The 17,952-nt window shown below is 51.7% G+C and carries 15 protein-coding genes; 12 read left to right on the top strand and 3 right to left on the bottom strand.

Translation table 11 applies throughout. The annotated features are described in order from the left end of the window. Positions 1-98: 98 nt before the first annotated feature. The 6 genes from JJD41_RS23580 to JJD41_RS23555 all read left to right on the top strand — a co-directional run bounded on the left by JJD41_RS23580 (position 99) and on the right by JJD41_RS23555 (position 9,259). A complete protein-coding gene (locus JJD41_RS23580; protein WP_200670184.1) occupies positions 99-1,718 on the top strand; it encodes a glutathione S-transferase family protein in 1,620 nt (539 codons plus the stop codon). A 631-nt stretch (positions 1,719-2,349) separates the two neighbouring features. Further along, entirely contained in the window at positions 2,350-3,777 is a 1,428-nt protein-coding gene (locus tag JJD41_RS23575) for a cytochrome ubiquinol oxidase subunit I (RefSeq protein WP_200670182.1), read from the top strand. Positions 3,778-3,792: 15 nt separating this feature from the next. Continuing rightward, positions 3,793-4,803: a cytochrome d ubiquinol oxidase subunit II gene (gene cydB / locus JJD41_RS23570; RefSeq protein WP_200670180.1), complete on the top strand. Its 1,011-nt coding sequence runs from the start codon at positions 3,793-3,795 to the stop codon at positions 4,801-4,803. 256 nt (positions 4,804-5,059) lie between these two features. Continuing rightward, the gene (locus tag JJD41_RS23565) at positions 5,060-6,367 is read left to right on the top strand and encodes a GTPase family protein (protein ID WP_200670306.1); all 1,308 of its coding nucleotides are present in this window, start codon (positions 5,060-5,062) and stop codon (positions 6,365-6,367) included. 40 nt (positions 6,368-6,407) lie between these two features. Continuing rightward, positions 6,408-8,180 (top strand): DUF262 domain-containing protein, encoded by a 1,773-nt coding sequence (locus JJD41_RS23560; RefSeq protein ID WP_234489086.1) that lies wholly within the window; start codon positions 6,408-6,410, stop codon positions 8,178-8,180. Between the two features lie 230 nt (positions 8,181-8,410). Next, complete coding sequence (locus JJD41_RS23555) at positions 8,411-9,259, top strand: transglutaminase-like domain-containing protein (RefSeq protein WP_200670178.1); 849 nt, start codon at positions 8,411-8,413, stop codon at positions 9,257-9,259. Positions 9,260-9,317: 58 nt separating this feature from the next. On the opposite strand, the gene JJD41_RS23550 is transcribed toward JJD41_RS23555, so the two are convergent. Continuing rightward, positions 9,318-9,464 carry a hypothetical protein gene (locus JJD41_RS23550; RefSeq protein ID WP_200670176.1) on the bottom strand — a complete coding sequence of 49 codons (147 nt, stop codon included), beginning with the start codon at positions 9,462-9,464 and terminating at the stop codon, positions 9,318-9,320. 38 nt (positions 9,465-9,502) lie between these two features. Here JJD41_RS23550 and JJD41_RS23545 point away from each other — a divergent pair, with 38 nt between their 5' ends. Both JJD41_RS23545 and JJD41_RS23540 read left to right on the top strand, forming a co-directional pair. Further along, on the top strand, positions 9,503-11,536 hold the full coding sequence (locus tag JJD41_RS23545) for a CHASE2 domain-containing protein (RefSeq protein ID WP_200670174.1): 2,034 nt from the start codon (positions 9,503-9,505) through the stop codon (positions 11,534-11,536). Between the two features lie 92 nt (positions 11,537-11,628). Continuing rightward, a complete protein-coding gene (locus JJD41_RS23540) occupies positions 11,629-12,636 on the top strand; it encodes a DUF928 domain-containing protein (RefSeq protein WP_370583937.1) in 1,008 nt (335 codons plus the stop codon). Positions 12,637-12,776: 140 nt separating this feature from the next. On the opposite strand, the gene JJD41_RS23535 is transcribed toward JJD41_RS23540, so the two are convergent. Continuing rightward, positions 12,777-13,877 carry a tetratricopeptide repeat protein gene (locus JJD41_RS23535; RefSeq protein ID WP_200670169.1) on the bottom strand — a complete coding sequence of 367 codons (1,101 nt, stop codon included), beginning with the start codon at positions 13,875-13,877 and terminating at the stop codon, positions 12,777-12,779. A 419-nt stretch (positions 13,878-14,296) separates the two neighbouring features. Between JJD41_RS23535 and JJD41_RS23530 the strand changes: the two genes are divergently transcribed. Beyond that, complete coding sequence (locus tag JJD41_RS23530) at positions 14,297-14,626, top strand: YbjQ family protein (protein WP_168571325.1); 330 nt, start codon at positions 14,297-14,299, stop codon at positions 14,624-14,626. Between the two features lie 12 nt (positions 14,627-14,638). Here JJD41_RS23530 and JJD41_RS23525 read toward each other — a convergent pair whose 3' ends face one another. Continuing rightward, positions 14,639-15,097, bottom strand: a complete 459-nt coding sequence (locus JJD41_RS23525; protein ID WP_200670167.1) for a YbhB/YbcL family Raf kinase inhibitor-like protein — start codon at positions 15,095-15,097, stop codon at positions 14,639-14,641. Between JJD41_RS23525 and JJD41_RS23520 the strand changes: the two genes are divergently transcribed. The 3 genes from JJD41_RS23520 to JJD41_RS23510 all read left to right on the top strand — a co-directional run bounded on the left by JJD41_RS23520 (position 15,096) and on the right by JJD41_RS23510 (position 17,942). Then, on the top strand, positions 15,096-15,356 hold the full coding sequence (locus JJD41_RS23520) for a hypothetical protein (RefSeq protein ID WP_200670165.1): 261 nt from the start codon (positions 15,096-15,098) through the stop codon (positions 15,354-15,356). The genes JJD41_RS23525 and JJD41_RS23520 overlap by 2 nt on opposite strands. Positions 15,357-15,495: 139 nt before the next feature. After that, entirely contained in the window at positions 15,496-16,872 is a 1,377-nt protein-coding gene (locus JJD41_RS23515) for a hypothetical protein (RefSeq protein ID WP_200670163.1), read from the top strand. A gap of 71 nt (positions 16,873-16,943) precedes the next feature. Then, on the top strand, positions 16,944-17,942 hold the full coding sequence (locus JJD41_RS23510; RefSeq protein WP_200670161.1) for a pentapeptide repeat-containing protein: 999 nt from the start codon (positions 16,944-16,946) through the stop codon (positions 17,940-17,942). Positions 17,943-17,952: the final 10 nt, after the last annotated feature.

Raw genomic sequence — 17,952 nt, 5'->3', positions numbered from 1 at the left:
TCGCGACAATTGCGTATAATCGGGTGATGTCCGCCTCAGAATGACTCCCACTGGCCGTCATTTTTGAGGATTTTTACGCTCGTTTTCTCCAACGTCTTATGTCTAGAAACGTCACTCATGCTTTGCGCGAAGGACTTCAGGAAATTTTGCATCGAGGAGTGACGGTTCCCGTCGGCGATCGCCCCATTCGTGAAGTGCGATCGTACTCCTTTCACCTCACCCATCCCGGCGAACGGGTCGGCGCGATCGCCGTTTCTCCCCCTTCCATTTTTGCCGATCTGGTGCAAACTATCGGGGCAATTTCCGGACGCCAAGACGATCGCCTCGTCCGCCACTATCGGAGTTCGGAAACTACGACCCGTCCCCTTGCTTTTCCCTCTATCAGTTTGCGCGATCGCGACGGGATCGATCCGCTTAAAGACGTTCTTTTAAAATTGAATCACCCGGAAGATGGCGATCGCGCGACGGCGATCGCTCTCAACTCCACGACGCCCATTTTACAGGGGTTAATTCGCGACGATCGCCTGCATTTTAATCTCTTTGTAGACCGCGCCGATCTCTCCAGTTCCTCCCTCCCTTCGTTCCACTTCACTTGTAGCGTTTTGCAAGGGGCGATCGCCGCCTGGACTGACACCGAAATTGGAGAGTGTTATTATTCGATCGGTTCGGCATTTATTGAGGAAAGCAAGACCGAATCGATCCGCCATAATTTGACTCATTTTAAAACAAAAACCGTTTATGAATTCGGTTTAAAACCCTCTCAACTGACCGCTGAATTTAGCCAACTCGATCGCCATTTAGATCGATGGTTTATCCTCGAAGAAAAGATGAGATCCGGCGATCTCGACCTGGACGGAGAGCTTCTCGACTTTCCCGATCCCTTCCTCTCCGAAAGTTTGCAACTGCTTTACATTTACAACCGCTACCGCCACGGCGACGGCGATCGCGCGATCGCCCGACGACTCGAAACCTTACCCACAACTGATTTAAAAATAGCGGCGATCGACTATTTCAGCCAGATCTTTCAAGGGCAAGATCGATGGGAAAAGAGCTTAAATTTCACTGCCCGAGAACGAGAATATTTTGAATATCTCTGGAAACCGGAACCCGCCGTCGAAACCTATTCTTTTGCGGATATTTTTAACTTGCTCGGCATTCTCCATTACAAAAAAACCCTGGTTTATAAAAATAGCTGGAAAAAACACGGGGAAGCCCTCGGCGTATTTGCGGGAATTTCGCGAAAATACGATCGCCTCGAAACTATGTTCACGGAGAATGTCAAACCGACCGCCGACGAATCCATTTTAGATACATTTGCCGATTTGGCGGTCTATTCCACTAAATATTTAACCTATTTGGCGGAACATTATCCCGAGATTTTCCGAGGCTTTCTCCAGCCTTACGAAAAGGCCGAACCTTTAGAAACCTATTGGTATAATGAAGGCTTCGATCCGATGCAGCAAATTTTGATCGAACGTTACGGGCGATCGCCGGAAATTCGTTCGCTAGAAACCTATCGAGACTGTTACGAACGGATTAAAATAGCCTATCAAGAACTCGAAAACATGTTTGTCAATCGAGATTGGCGCGTCGGCGACCCGCGTAAGTGTAGTTTAGCCGCCGATTTAGCGATGACTTCGATTCACTATTTAGTATTAGCCTCCCATCGAGAACCGGAGAGTATGGCTCAATTTGCAATGGCGATCGAAAATTTATAGCAGTCCTAAGAAACTGTCGATCGAAAAAACATAAAATCTAGTAGGGGTTTGGTTCCCAAACCCAAAAGTTACCCAACCCGAGACAAGTAGGGGTTTGGTTCCCAAACCCAAAAGTTACTGTCGATCGAAAAAACATAAAATCTAGTAGGGGTTTGGTTCCCAAACCCAAAAGTTACCCAACCCGAGACAAGTAGGGGTTTGGTTTCCAAACCCAAAAGTTACCCAACCCGAGACAAGTAGGGGTTTGGTTCCCAAACCCAAAAGTCACCCAACCTGAGACAAGTAGGGGTTTGGTTCCCAAACCCAAAAGTCACCCAACCCGAGACTTACCCAACTCTAGAGTTACTCCGGTGATTGCCTCCTCTCAAACAGGACTGTTCATGTTTATTTGATAAACAATCTCTCAATTGAATCTGAGATCGACCTAGTCAAGTCACCACATCCCCGCAAGGACACGGCAATACCTCGTCCCTACAAACCACGAATTTTATAACAAGATTGAGGAGAGCTTTAATACGATCGCCGCCGTGTGGAAAGTAGCCTCGGATACAGCGAGATCCTGTCAGATTTCGCGAAATTTTCTATACTGACGGGTGTTTGAAACTAACCTGTTTACCCGATTTCTTAACTTATGGAGTTCCTCCACGACACCGTGGCACTCTCGCGGATGCAATTCGCGTTGACTGCCATTTTTCACATGCTGTGGCCCGTTCTGACTACCGGAATGGCCATTTATCTCGTCGTCGTCGAGGGATTGTGGCTGAAAACCCGCAATCCCGACTACTACCACCACGCCCGATTTTGGGCGAAACTCTACGTCCTCAACTTCGGGATTGGCGTAGCTTCCGGCGTTCCGATGGAATTTCAATTCGGTACGAACTGGGCTCCATTTTCCGAAGCGGTGGGCGACTTTTTCGGCAGCGTCCTCGGGTTTGAAGCATCGATGGCGTTCATGTTAGAAGCCGGATTTCTGGGGATCATGCTGTTCGGTTGGGAACGAGTTCCCCCCGTGGTCCACTATATTGCGACGATTTTAGTGGCATTCGGCGCAAATTTGTCCACGTTCTGGATTTTAACCGCCAATTCTTGGCTGCAAACCCCTGCAGGCGGCGAGTTGGTCGATGGGAAATTCATCGTCAGCGATTATTTCGAGGCGATTTTCAATCCGTTCATGGTCAACAGCGTCATGCACATGTTCCTGGCGACGTTGGAAACTTCGTTATTCGTAATTGGCGGGATTGCGGCGTGGTACATTCTCAATAAGCGCCATAGTGCCTTTTTCGCTAAAGCGTTAAAAATTGTCCTGGCGGTGGCGATCGCAGTGGCGCCCCTGCAAATCTACGTGGGACACCTCAGTGGCGAGCAAGTGTACCACCACCAACCCGCGAAACTCGCCGCAATGGAGGCGCAGTGGGAAACCATTCCCGCCGGACAACCTGCGGATTGGAGTTTGGTAGCGCTTCCCAATGACGAATTGGAACAAAATGACTGGGAATTGAAGATCCCGAACGGATTGGGTTACATTCTCGAACTCAAACCGATCTTGTCCGAACCCGTGCTCGGGTTGAAAGAGTGGAAACCGGAAGATCGCCCGCATTTATTGGGGTTAATTTACTATTCTTTCCGGGTGATGGTCGCGATTGGCTTTTTCTTCGCCGGGTTGATGCTGTGGACTGTGCTGCAGTGGGTACGGGGTAAGTTATCGGATAAGGAAATTGACCGTCAGCGATGGTTGATGCGCGCTTGGATTTTCGCGGCGCCTCTCGGTTACATCGCGGTAGAGGCGGGTTGGATCGTGCGATGTGTGGGGCGCCAGCCGTGGACGTTGTACGGACAAATTCGTACCGCCGATGCGGCAAGTTCGCTTCCTCCCGAGGACGTGTTGGTGTCTTTGTGTGGATTTGCGATCGTTTATAGTTTGCTGTTCTTGTGTGCCCTTTATTTCGGCAGTCGAATTATTCGCAAAGGACCCGATCTCGACATTCCGGTGCCGATTTTCGATCGCGCCACCAGCCTCCCGGTGAAGCATTCTCCGGATCGCCGTCCTCTGGAAACCTAAGCCGCAAGAGGTCTCATGGAAAGTTTACAGTATTTTTTGCCTCAAGTTTGGTTTGCGATTCTCGCCTTATTTCTGTTCCTGTACGTGATGCTCGACGGATTCGATCTCGGCGTGGGGATTTTGTCGATTACCTCATCCGACGAGGAACGCCGAGGGATTTTGATGACGAGTTTGAGCAATGTTTGGGATGCCAACGAAACTTGGTTGGTGTTGATGGGGGGTGCGTTGTTCGGTGCGTTTCCGTTGGCGTACAGCACGATTCTCAATGCTTTGTACATCCCGATTTTTATGATGATTTTCGGGTTTATTTTTCGTGCGGTAGCCTTCGAGTTTCGCGAACATTCCAATCGTAAGTTTTTCTGGAATTATGCGTTTGGGGTCGGTAGTTTTCTCGCCGCTTTAGGTCAGGGATTTGCCCTCGGTGGCGTTTTGGCGGGGATTAAAGTCGATGAAAGCGGCCATTTTATCGGTTCGACGTTGGACTGGTTGAATTTGCCGTCGCTGTTAGTGGCGTTGACGTTGATTCAGGGGTACGTGTTAATCGGTTCGACGTATTTGATTATGAAGACCGAGGGGGAGTTGCAAAAAACCCACTATCGCACGGCGAAACTGGCGGCGGCGACGACATTGTTGGGGGCGATTTTGATTACGATCGCCACTCCGATTTTTTACGAGTCGGCGCGATCGCGTTTGTTTGACGTGCCGCAAGTGTACTTTTTTAGCGCCCTGCCTCTAGTGGGGGTGTTGCTGGTCGGCTTGTTGTGGCGCAGTCTCTCCCGGGAGGAAGAACGGGGGCCGTTTATTTGGACGATCGGGATTTTTTTGCTAACTTTTTTGGGGTTGGCGGCGATCGTTTTCCCGTATATTATTCCGATGCAGATCACGATTTATGAGGGTTCGGCTTCGGCGAGTTCTCTGGTGTTTATGTTGGTGTTTATCGGGTTTTTAATTCCGATTATGCTGGCGTACAATATCTATCAGTATGTGGTCTTCCGAGGGAAGGTAACGGGGGATGGTTACGGTTAAGTTGGGTTGAGGGGGAGGCGATCGTCCGTGAAGGGCGATCGGGTGACCTCTTTTTACCCTGTAGGGACACAGCAGTGCTGTGTCCTTATTTATTGTTGTAAGTTCAATGAATACCGACAACGGGATTGAAACTCCTGTATCTTCGATTCCCAACCCAGCACCCCATTGCCGCCACTTCAATCTATCCGGGCAACGGGATCGAAACAAAATGCTCAATAATAGAGACGGTCCTCTCTATCGTCCGCATCCAACACCGATGAGCGAAAGGCACGATCGCCACGAATCCAACCGACCCGAGGCCGAACCGTCAAAATCCCTCGGGAAAGACTCCCTCAACCGCCTCAGCAGCCTCTGGAACCAAGCCACGGCGCGGCTGAAGCAGTCCCTGCCGATCGATCGCGCCGCCCAAACCGTGGTCAATTGGTTTAACGTCAGCGACGATCGCGTGGCGGAAATTTTAGAAGCGGTTCGCGCCGAACTCCCCACCACCGAAGCCCTGTTAATCGGCAAACCCCAAGCGGGTAAAAGCTCGATCGTGCGGGGTCTGACCGGGGTTTCGGCGGCGATCGTCGGCCAGGGGTTTCGCCCCCACACCCAAAATACCCAACGCTACGCCTATCCTTCCGAAGACCTGCCCTTACTGATTTTTACCGATACCGTCGGACTCGGCGACGCCAATCGAGACACCCAGGCGATCGTCGAGGAGTTGGCCGCCGACCTGCAAAAGGAGCAAGGACGCGCCAAAATCTTGATTTTGACGGTGAAAATTAACGATTTCGCCACGGAAACCCTGCGAACGGTGGCGCAACAACTGCGATCGCGCTATCCGGATGTTCCTTGCTTGCTGGCGGTTACTTGCTTGCACGAGGTTTACCCGCCCCACACCGCCGACCACCCGGACTATCCCCCCCATTTCGAGGAGCTCAAACGGGCGTTCGAGCAGTTACAAGGGGCATTCGCGCCGTTGTGCGATCGGGCCGTGGCGATCGACTTCACCTTAGAAGAAGATGACTATACTCCCGTGTTCTACGGCCTGGAAACATTGCGAGATACCCTGGCCGAACTGCTCCCGGAAGCGGAAGCCCGCGCCATTTACGAATTACTCGACGAAAAAGCCGGAAAACAACTGGGTGATTTATACAGAGATGTGGGACGTCGTTATATTTTAGCCTTCGCGATCGCAGCGGCGACCTTGGCGGCGGTTCCCCTGCCCTTCGCCACGATGCCCGTCCTGACCGCCTTACAGGTGTCGATGGTCGGACTCCTGGGGCGTTTGTACGGCCAAACCCTCAGCCCTTCCCAAGCGGGGGGCGTGGTCAGCGCGATCGCGGGGGGCTTTCTCGCACAAGTCATCGGACGCGAATTGATCAAATTTATCCCCATTCTGGGCAGCGCGATCGCCGCCTCCTGGGCCGCCGCTTATACATGGGCTCTCGGCGAAGGCGCTTGCGTCTATTTCGGCGATCTCATGGGCGGTAAAAAACCCGACCCCGAAAAAATTCAAGCTGCCATGAAAGAAGCTTTTGAAGCCGCCAAAGAACGATTTAAAGGCATCGAACGCTAAAGATCGGCCAATTTGTTTCTGATTTTCAAGATTGCGGCGATTGAAATTACCCGTTATACTTAAACTTTTTAATCAACAAAACTCAACCGGAACTCAACCAGCATTAACAAAACCGATGATTCACAGCTTGCTCGATACGAGGACAACAAACTTTGGCGATCTAATAAGCAATGGTAAAATCTACCGAGTTCCTCCATTTCAAAGAGATTACTCGTGGAATGAAGAAAATTGGGAGGATCTTTGGCAAGATATAGAAAGTTTATTAACCGAACAAACCCCCATTCATTATATGGGCGCGATCGTCCTTCAAAGCTCTCTAGAATCGGATAAATATTTTACAATTATTGACGGTCAACAACGTTTGGCCACTCTGAGTATTTTAACCACGGTTGTCATCGATCGATTAGAGACATTAATTGCCAACAATATCGATCCGGAACCCAATCGAGAAAGACAAGAAATTTTAAGACGAACTTATTTAGGAGATAAAGATCCTCGTTCTCTCCGCTATTCTAGTAAACTCATTTTAAACAACAACAATAATGATTTTTATAAAAGTAATTTAATTAACCTAAGAGAACCTCGAAATATTCGTAAACTTACAAAATCCAATCAACTATTGTGGAAAGCTTTTGAATATTTCCGCGATCGCCTCAACTCGTTGACGGATATCATTCAGTTTGGCGATCGCCTTGCAGAATTTTTAGCCGATACGATCGCCCGAAAACTTCTTTTTATTCAAATCACCGTTGAAGACGAATTCAATGCGTATACTGTTTTTGAAACCTTAAATGCTAGAGGAATTGAATTAACCTCGACAGATTTGTTGAAGAACTATTTGTTTTCATTATTTCAAGGTCCAGATGATTTAGAAAGCGCTCAATCCCAATGGAATCGGATTATTAATACAGTTCGCATGGAAAAATTCCCTGAATTTCTCCGTTATTATCTTAGTTTAAAATATCGAAGAGTACGTCGAGAACGACTATTTAAACGAATTAAAGAATCGGTTAATAATGCGGAAGATGCTTTTAACCTGCTGGATAGTTTAGAAAGTTATAGCGATTTATTTTTAGCTCTGGGAGATCCTAACGATGACTTCTGGAGCGATCGTCACGAAACGAGAATTTACATCCTAGAACTCAATTTATTTCGGGTAAAACAAGCATATCCGGCGCTCTTTGCTGCATATTTTTGCTTTTCTAAAGAAAACTTTGTCAAAATGCTAAAATTAACGACAACCATCGCCTTTCGCTATACGGTTGTCGGTCATTTAAATCCTAATGAATTAGAAAGGATTTACAATCAAGTTGCCATTGATATCGCTTCAGAACAAATCGATCGCCCCCGAGAAGTTTTTGAGAGATTACGCTCGGTTTATGTGAGTGATGAAAAATTTGAACGTGATTTTTCTGTATTGAAGATTGAAACTAAGGGACAAAAGAAAAAGCTAGTTCGCTATATTTTGGCAAAGCTTGAAAATCATGTATCGGGCAAACCCATTAATGAGGAAACTCCATCCATAGAACATATTTTACCAGAATCACCCGATCGTCAATGGGAACAAGAGTTTACAAATGAACAGATGGCTGATATGCGTTATCGCCTCGGCAATCTAACTTTTTTGGAGCCTTCTTTTAATCGAGAAATTGGGCAAAAAAAATACAATATAAAACGCCAAAAATACCAAGAAAGTAGTTATATTTTGACGCAACAAATTACTAATGATGATTGGACTCCCGATTCGATCGCGCGCCGCCAACAGGAGTTAGCTAAACAAGCCGTTCGTGTTTGGAGATCGGATTTTGTATGATTGCGAACAGAGATCGAGAGGTTTGCTGTTCTAAAGTATAGTATTCTTAAATGAGTTGAATCTGAGATCGATCTTGGAAAGTTGCCAAATCCCCGTACGGACAAGGCATTCCCGTGTCCATAGAATCCCTAAATTTTACAACCGATTAAAGATGGCTATATAGTCATCATTAATTTTTTCAAATATCTAAACTGCGCTAAATAAAAAATATATCCATTACTTCCCCAATTATGAAATTTAACTTAGGGTGTCAACTCAGCTATCAAGTAGACTCTTGGAGTACCTTTATCTTTAACTTGCGGGTGGTGGAAACCAACTATCAAAAACTCCTCAACGAGTTACTGGAAATTTCACCGGATATCGAGATCGACGAATACTATTCTCCCTTTTCAGAAAATCGCTATTTTCGCCTCAACGTTCCGGCAAATACGCACTTGCAATTGTCCTACTGGGCGAAGGTAGAAATGTCTCATTATTATGGCGATCCGGGAACGATCGCCGAAGTCGCCCCGGCGGATTTGCCTGTAGAAATGCTGCACTATCTCTATCCGAGTCGTTACTGTCAGTCCGATCGCCTCTTGCGGTTAGCCGATTCCGAGTTCGGGCATTTAGAACCGGGATACTCGCGGGTGACGGCAATTTGTAACTGGATTTACGAGAAAGTGATCTATCTTTACGGGTCGAGTAACCCCCATACTTCTGCTTACGATACGGCGACGGAACGCCAAGGAGTCTGTCGGGATTTTGCTCATTTGGGGATTGCCTTTTGTCGCGCCCTCAATATTCCGGCGCGGTTCGTTTCCGCTTACGCCTACGGGTTGGAACCGCCGGACTTTCATGCATGTTTTGAAGCCTATTTAGGCGATCGCTGGTACTTGTTCGACGCGACCCGCCGCGCCCCCCAAAATGGCTTAATCCGGATTGGAACCGGACAAGACGCCTCCGATGTCTCTCTCGCAACGATTTTCGGGGCGGTTCAGATGCAGGAAATGAAAGTATTTGTAGAATACCTGCCCGCATCGACGGCGACCTCCGACGAAATCCCGCAATTGACGACCAAGGCGATCGCGATTTCCTGAATCTCTATTTGTGAACTCCCTCGGCGACCGGGCGCGAACGAATAGGGGGTTTTGCCCCTCACTCGATAGAAAAACGTGGCATACTCGAAAAGAAGCGCGCGATCGCCGCCTTGCGGTTGAAAAAGCGATGGCGCGATCGCGTGCTGGCGACGAGTTCGACGCCGCCGCGATCGCGCCGACAGGGGGGAATTTTTCGAGACAGCATCCCGTTAGGAGCGATCGATCTATGGTGCAAAATAGAAAATGGACGATCCAAAAACATCCCTGCACGCCCGCCAGTTCATCCATCACGTTCGCAACGCCGGAACATTCAACCGTTTTAGGAGATTCGTGTTTTCTAACTTGTGGAAGCGAATTAGCAAACAATTGCCGGACTTAACGCCGATGGGCGTCGTGGCGATTGCCGCCCTGTGTACTACGAGTCTCCTCGTCGGCGTGCGATCGCTCGGTGCCTTACAACGTTGGGAACTGCTAGTTTTCGATTGGATGATTCGCCTGCGTCCCGACGATCCCCCAGACCCGCGCTTGCTAGTGGTCGGCATTACCGAAGACGACCTCAGTCGTTTCGGCTGGCCCTTGAGCGATCGTACCTTAGCCCAAGCCTTAAACCAACTGCAACAGCACGATCCGGCGGCGATCGGTCTCGATCTTTACCGTAACTTGTCCCAACCTCCCGGTTACGACGAACTGGTCGCCGAACTGAACGCCCCCAACCTGATCGGGATCGAAAACGACAACGTAGATCCGCCGCCGACCCTTCCCGCAGACCGCATCGGCTTTAACGATTTAGTCAGCGACCCAGACGGTCCGATTCGCCGCAACTTGATGACCTTCGAGATCGAGGGTCAAACCCGCTATTCGTTCTCCTTGCGCCTCGCCTTGCATTACCTCCAACTCAAAGGCTTCGCGCCGGAAGTGAGTCCGACCGGGGCGATCGTCTGGGGCAAAGCGGTGTTTGAACCGCTCACTTCGACCTCTGGCGGCTACGCCACGATCGACGCCAAAGGCTATCAAATCTTACTCAACTATCGTGCTGAAGATCGAGCGGTCGAAACGGTCACCCTGTCCCAAGTATTGGATCGTCAAGTACCGCCGGAGTGGATCGAAGATAAAATCATCTCGATCGGCACGATCGCCCCGAGTATCGGCGACGTACACTATACTCCCTACAGCTCCACCAGCAGCCATCCCTTCATGGCGGGGGTCGTGATTCACGCCCAGATGCTCAGTCAACTCCTCAGTGCGGTTATCGACGGGCGACCCTTGTTCTGGTTTTGGTCGGAAGGGGCGGAAATCGCTTGGATCCTGGCGTGGACCGTCGGTGGCGGGGCGATCGCCTGGTGCTGTCGCCATCCGTTTCTGTTAGTCGCGGTCAGCGCCGGAGGCATCGGGGTCTTAGCTTTAACCACCTGGGGCATTTTCCTAGCGGCGGGTTGGGTGCCGTTCGTGGCCCCGGTATTGGGGTGGGCGATCGCCGGATCGGGAGTGGTCGCCTACCGCGCCTACCAGTCCGGACGCCAGCAGCAAATCGTGATGAAACTGCTCGGACAAAGTACCTCGCCGGAAGTCGCCGATGCCTTGTGGAGTAGTCGAGACCACTTGCTCAAAAATGGCAAACTCCCCGGTAAAAAGCTGGTTGCGACGATGTTGTTTACCGACCTCAAAGACTTCAGCACGATTTCGGAGCAAATGCCCCCGGAAGCCCTGCTCGAATGGCTTAACGAATATTTAGAAATGCTTACCCAAGTGGTGCAAGAGCATCACGGGATTATTAATAAGTTTACCGGGGATGGGATTATGGCGGCGTTTGGGGTGCCGATCGCCCGCCAGCAACCCGAAGAAATTGCCGAAGATGCCTATAATGCGGTGTCTTGCGGCTTGACGATGAGCGATCGCCTGCAACTCCTCAATCGCGAGTGGCAACAGCGCGGGTTGCCCGTGATTCAGATGCGCGTCGGCATTTATACCGGACCGATCGTCGCCGGAAGTTTGGGGGGGAAAGAACGGCTCGAATACGGCATGATCGGCGATAGCGTCAACATCGCCTCGCGGTTGGAAAGTTGCGAAAAAGATCGTCAGTCGAGTATTTGCCGGGTATTGATCGCCCGGGAAACTTTGACCCTGATTCGCGAGCAGTTTGTGGTGGAACATTGGGGACCGCTCGCCTTGAAAGGGAAACATCAGATGGTTGACGTTTACCGGGTTTTGGCCCGCCAGCAGAAAACTGGGGAAGTCTCGGTCGAACCTCCGGTGGATTTTCCCCAACCGAAGCGGTAACCGACGATCGCCGCCGGGGATCCGTATCGCGATCGCACGAAAGTAGTGGCCGCGATCGCACCGACCTGCCCCAAGTTCAGGTTAACAATAAAGTGGTGCGTTCCGTTCCCCCCACCCTCGGGCCACCCGTTCCGCCGACGGCTCAAGATCGATCCCGAGCGGGACAAGCTGGCGTGGCGAAGGCTTCGCGAAAGTCCCCGGGGCGATCGCCGACATCGGAAACGAGGCGACCGTCATCTACTCTATCTCCCAAGGAGAACGTCATCATGTGTTGCCAACCGATCGTTAAACTATCGATCCTAGCGGTCTCGATCGCCGGTTTGAGTGCGGTGGGAGCTGCCTTTCCCGTCCGGGCAGTAGAATTCAATCCCCCGGATGTGGGAACCCCGGAACGCCGGGTCGGAGGCGGAACCCGCAGTGGGTCGTCTTCGGAAATCGACACTCAAGTCGGTATTTTTCAACCGCGCCAACCCGGCGCCCCCGATCGCCGCATCGGTGGAGGCAGTCGCGGCTGTAGCGTCGGCGATAACGGCGCTGCCAGTCTACCCCTGACGGCGATCGTGCCGGAAAGTTTGGTCAGCTTGACCGTTTCCCAAGCCCCTACCTTTTTCTGGTACGTCCCCGAACACGACGCCCCGGCGGTCGAATTTGCCTTGCTCGACGAAGAACGAAAAGCCGTCATTTACGAAAGCATCTTTCAAACTCGGGGACAAGCGGGATTGATTAGCCTGCAACTCCCGGAAAATGCCAATTTAATTCCCTTGGAACTCAATAAAAAATATCGCTGGTATTTTTCGATCGTCTGCGATCCTGAAGATCGGGCCGGAGATATTGCCGTCGAAGGGTGGATTCAACGGGTCGAACCGAGTGCGCAACTGCAAGAGCGACTCGCCGCCGCCCAATCGGACGGCGATCGCGCCGCCATCTACGCCCAAGAAGGGATCTGGCACGAAACGATCGCCTTACTCGTCCAACAGCGTCTCGCCGATCCCGACAATCCCCAGCTAGAACGGGAGTGGAATCAACTTTTACAATCGATCGGCCTCGACCATCTCGCCCAACTGTCTCTCTGGGAAATCTCCGAGGCGCGCCTTCCCTAACTCAGAGCAGTACGAGACCGTCGCGATCGCTTCGCGACGCCAACGGCGTATCGCGACTTCGGCTTTTTTGTTGACAAATTTATAAAAATATGATACTAAGCCGAGGGAGCGCGAACGGCTGACCCTCGACCTTCCCTGACTTAACGAAGCTCTTCGAGCAGAGCATCGACTTTTTCGACTCCTTCGCTCGTCCCTTGGGCTTCGTAAAGAGAGCGAGCTTTCGTCAAGATTTCGATCGCCTCGGCGCCGCGATCGCGTCCCTGGAGGGCGACGGCTAAATAATAGTAATAATCGGGATTATCCCCATCGAGTTCGGTCAACTGACGGTAAGCGACGATCGCTTGCAGAAAATCTTTTTCCGCCAAATGAATCGCGGCGATCGCCTCGTGAGCTTCCGTCAGTTGCGGGTCGATGCTTACCGCCCGTTGGTAGCTTTGGAACGCCTCGTCCATTTGCTCGCGATCGCGTAAAATCCGAGCGATCTGCAAGTGAATTTGAGCGTTGCGCGGTTCGAGTTGCGCGGCAGTTTTAAACCGCTCCAACGCCTCATCCACCTTACCCTGAGCCAGGAACGCCGCCGCCAAATTAATCTGAACGCTGCTCTTGCGCGGCGCCAACGACTCCGCCTGTTCGAGGGCTTCCATCGCTTCCTCAATGCGTCCTTGCTGCAGCAGCGCCGCCCCAATCGACTCGTAAGCCTGCCAGTAGCGCGCATCTCGTGTAGTCACCTGCTGGTAAGCGCGCAAAGCCCCTTCGTAGTCTCCCTCGCGCAACAGCACCACCCCCAGCCCGATATAGGCATTCAAATTCTCCGGATCCAACTGGGCCGCGCGACGATAGGCCAGTTGGGCGCCTTCATTATCTCCTAAATGAGCCAGAGAAAATCCCAACGCATATTGAAAATCCGCGTTATTCGGTTCCAACGCCACCGCCTGACGGTACGCATTCGCCGCCGCTTGGTAATTTTCCCGGCGAGCTTGTAAATAGCCGATCCCCGAAAAAATACGGGGATTTTCCCGGTCTAAGACCACCGCTTCTTGATAGATAGCCAGCGCCCTTTCAAACTCCCCAGAATCGACCAACTCTCGACCCTGACGCAACAGTTCTTTGAGTTTTTGGTTATTTTGGGTATTGTTTTGTGCGATGTTCACCCCGTCGTCAGCGCGGACAACGGCGGGATTGACAGTAGCAAGACCTCCTAATAACAGGAGACTGACGACAAACAAGGTCTGCTTTTGCACGGCCTATTTTCTCTCGTGTTGCTATGATTGCTCAGTATTACAGTTGAGGTGTGCTGACAACCGGGAAAGCCCGGATTTGAAAGCACCTCGTCGATCGCAGTGGCACGGATCCGTTGACTGATCGCCATCAATGTATGGCAACTTCACTGCGATCCGAGCGGGTGGCAAAACGCCAGTAGGGGAGTGGATGGGAGGAGCGGACTTCCACGAGTTTTCCCCCGACCGACAAGGGGAGACGATCGCGTCTCGATCCTTCTCGGTGATGCCAAGCAACCGCTATCCCCTGCAACCCAGCTATTTGGTTGACTTAAGCCTCTAGGTTTTGGCCTCCCCTCTAAAAAAGGGCGGCGAAAACGGCTTGAGTTAACTTGTCCTCTCCAGACTGAAGTCTGGGGGTTTGCAAGCTTACAGAGGTTCTCATGATTTTATCAACAACTGACGTGATTCAAGGGGCCGTCGTCAAATCTTATTTGGGAGTGGTCACCGCCGAAGTGGTGTATGGGAGTAACGCCCTGCGTGACTTTTTTGCGGGCATTCGCGATATGATTGGCGGACGCACGGGCAGCTATGAAAAAGTCTTCAAACAGGGTCAAGAAGAAGCGATCGCCGAACTCGAACAACGGGCGCGCGCTTTGGGCGCCAATGCGGTGATCGGTATTGAAATCGATACGGGAACGATTAATATCGACGATCGCGGCGCCTTACTGCTGATTACGGCTTCGGGGACGGCGGTTTCCCTCGAACAGTGAATCCGTGGGTGTTTAGCGCTGGCGCGCGTACCGTCCGACCAGTTCCGCCTCGGCTAAAATATGGCCGTCGATCGCCTGAAGCAGTTGAGCTTTCGTGGCGCCCGGTTTGAGGTCGAGGACGCGATCGAGGGCGTAAAGCTTGAAAAAATAACGGTGGGTTCCACTGGGGGGACAAGGCCCACCATAACCGATTTTGCCAAAATCATTTTTGCCCTGAACCCCCCCAGAAGCGAGCCGATCTCCGAGGGGAACCCCTTCCGGGAGGTCGCGCGTTTCCGGGGGTAAATTGTACGCCACCCAGTGAACGAAGGTGCGCCCCGGGGCGTCGGGGTCGTCGGTAACGATCGCAAAACTGCGCGTTTCCGGTGGCGGGTCGTCCCAAGATAACGGCGGCGAGACATCGACCCCGTCACAGGTATATCGAGGGGGAATCGAGGCGTTCGCTTCAAACGCACGACTTTGAAATTTCATGATTTTATCCTTTTTCAAATTAGATTTGAATGAATGGGGGGCGGGGCGACAACCCTCGATCGGTAACAGATTGACCCCAATAACGATCGCCGCCCCCCCGCAAAAGCTTCGACGATTCACGAGCAGTTCCTCTGTGGTGGCGATCGCCTTCGATTGTAGCGTTCGGGTCGTGGTGCGAGTGAGGTTTACCCCGTCGGCGTCGTTCTCGGCGCTGCTCGACGGTGGACCGCTCCGACGGCGCTGTTATTTTAGATTTTAGAGGAAGTTTCGATCGAGATGGCTCGTAGGATTCGCGATCGCGTTCCCTCGAACTTCCGCGTCGTGACCCCCATCCCCCAACTGCGATCGCCAGGGTAGCTGCTACATCGGGCTGAATGCATCTTAATTGAGAGGAAGATATGTCGCCATTAAATCCGATTGAGGAAGTGGTCCGCGATTTAGAACGCGATCCGAATTTAATCCGCATTAAAAAATTATTGGTTTGTGTTTGTGAGGGAAAATGGGAAAACAATCGCGAAACCCTCGACGATCTCGATCTGGTCGAACTGCTCGAAACCGTGAAAGATCGCGCGCCCAATTTAGTCCAACTGCGCTCGATCCTGGGGGAAATTGTCCGTAAACTCAACAAACCCAAACCTTACAGCGTTTTGGCGCAAGCGCTGATTAAAAAGGTGGGAAAAATCTATCCGGACTCTCCCGACGACGAGCGATCGCGCGATCCCCAACAGGAACTCAAACCCGACTTGTTCAAAGACGGAGATACCGGACAGCGTAGCGACTTCAATCGTACCCTCGACAGCGATCGCAAAATTGCCCCGGAAACCCTGTACAACCTCAAATATAAAATTGTCCGGCATACCAGCCCCCTACGCGCCAAAATCCTGATTTTCTCCACCCTTTACCATCCTTTCAGTTTCAGCGATCGCGACTGGATCGCCCTCAAACAAAAACCCCTCGACCTGCTCTTAACTCAATTATTTGCGAGTTGTAAAAACCTCACCGAACTCGAAGCCGAACTCTACATTACCGCCCGGGCGATCGATAATTCCGACGAAAACTTGCAAACCGCCAGCGTCATCGTTCAATATCTCATTCCCCTCTACGACGACCTCCCCGACACCGACGAAGACGATTCCGGCGTACTCGACGGTGAAGACCTCTCCGCAGCCACCAACGGAGACGGCGATGACGACTGTCTCGAACTGCAAGCCTCTCGCCTGATGACCCCCACAGGGCCTTCAGAGCCGCTAGAAGCCCGCGATCGCCCCGAAGACTCCGAGACGAACCCCGAAGCGCCGCCGACGCCTACTCCCGAGCCTATCAGTGCCTCCTCAGCGCCCTCGGAAAGCGTACCTGCACCCCCCGCCCCGGTCGAAGCGATCGCCCCGACCCCAGGCGATCGTCCGGCGGAAGACCCAAACAGCAGCAGTCCGGGTAAATTTTCCCTTCAAAACTTAGACGGCGATGACCCCTCCGAACTGCATAAAAAACGGGTCGCCGAACAAATTCAAAGAATGGTGACTTACAGCGTCAATGATGTCACCAGCTTTATCGAAAATCAATTACACCAATTAGAATTAAAATTAGAAACCCGCTTGCTCGGTCGGGATTTAGAAGAATCCCTTTCCTTAAAATACGAAGCGTTAGGAGATTTTATCGTTCGCGTCAAATCCAGCACCCTACAGTTTTTAGAAGTTTTAAGTCAACTAGAAGAAGGGGAAAGAAAGCAATTTCTCGATCGCGTTTCCGACTCAAATAAGCGCGAACAGCCCTGACGACGCTATTTTCCGAGTCAGACAAAGACAGGCACAATAGGATCGGGCGTTTTAGGGGAAAATAGACCACAATGGATGCTGAGGAAATTCTCAGGCGATACAATGCAGGCGAAACGGACTTTAGAGGCGCCAACCTGCGATCGGCTCATCTCCAAGGCGCGGATCTCATTGGCGCGAACCTCCGCAGTGCCGACCTTCAGGGGGCTAATTTAATTCTCGCTTACCTCAGTCGCGTCAACTTGAGTGCGGCTTATCTCGTTACTACCCGATTGTGCGGCGCCATTCTCAATCAAGCCAACCTCATCGGGGCGAACTTGAGCGATGTAGACCTGCACGGGGCCAGCTTGCAAGGGGCGGACTTGCGCCGCGCCAATCTCACTTTAGCCAATTTACTCGATGCCAACCTCAGCGATGCGGACCTTCGCAGCAGCAACCTCAGTGGGGCTTGTCTGCGCGGCGCCTGTTTGCGCGGGGCGAACTTACGCCACGAAAAACGAATTTACGATCCGGCGAACTTGCGCGGGGCCGACCTGTCCGGCGCCGACCTGCGCGGGGTTAATTTGGTGGGGGCGGATTTGACTAAAGCGGATTTATCTTATGCCAATTTGACGGAAACGAACTTGCGCGGGGTCAATTTAAACCAGGCGAATTTGTATAGCAGTTTGCTCAAAGGGGCGATCTTGTCCGATGCCAATCTCGCCGAAGCGAATTTGCGCTGTGCAGATCTCACTCACGGTAAACTCGAACGGGTTCACCTGACCCGAGCGGATTTGAGTGGGGCCGTGGTGACGATGGCGATTTTAGCCGATGCTCGTCTGGATAAGGCCAATTTGCAAGGATGTAACCTGACGGCGGTCAATTTCACCCGGGCAGACCTCAGCCGCAGCGACTTGTCGTTTGCGACTTTGGAAGAGGCGAATTTATGTGAGGCGTATTTGGCGCGCACGAATTTGACGGCGGCGAATTTGACCCGGGCGAATTTGATTCGGGCGGAAATGAGCAGTGCGAATTTAACCGGGGTGAATTTTAAGGGAACGACGATGCCGGACGGGGAAGTGCGATCGCGCTAAACTGGCTAAA

It is taken from the genome of Oxynema mangrovii CENA135, from assembly GCF_016632315.1.
In the GTDB taxonomy this organism is placed as follows: domain Bacteria; phylum Cyanobacteriota; class Cyanobacteriia; order Cyanobacteriales; family Laspinemataceae; genus Oxynema; species Oxynema aestuarii.
This window is presented reverse-complemented; position numbering and strand designations above follow the sequence as displayed.